General features: G+C 50.6%; 1 tRNA gene and 1 rRNA gene. Both read right to left on the reverse strand.

Annotation, left to right across the window (positions count from 1 at the left end):
• Window positions 1-14: 14 nt before the first annotated feature.
• Window positions 15-91: transfer RNA gene (locus C1Y41_RS19765), tRNA-Ile, on the reverse strand.
• Between the two features lie 72 nt (window positions 92-163).
• Window positions 164-237, reverse strand: a 16S ribosomal RNA gene (locus tag C1Y41_RS19770); the annotation flags it as partial.

A 237-nucleotide genomic window follows, 5' to 3' on the forward strand; every position in this document is an offset into this window, starting at 1 on the left:
GCATGAGACAAATCTGGTAGGCCTGAGTGGACTTGAACCACCGACCTCACCCTTATCAGGGGTGCGCTCTAACCACCTGAGCTACAAGCCTGTAGAGGTTTTTCTGCTCGTTACTTTCTATCAGACAATCTGTGTGAGCACTTCGCGGGAAGGTATCTTCAGGTAAGGAGGTGATCCAACCGCAGGTTCCCCTACGGTTACCTTGTTACGACTTCACCCCAGTCATGAATCACAAAG

It is taken from the genome of Pantoea sp. ICBG 1758 (genome assembly GCF_002928325.1).
GTDB classification, from domain to species: Bacteria; Pseudomonadota; Gammaproteobacteria; order Enterobacterales; family Enterobacteriaceae; genus Pantoea; species Pantoea eucrina.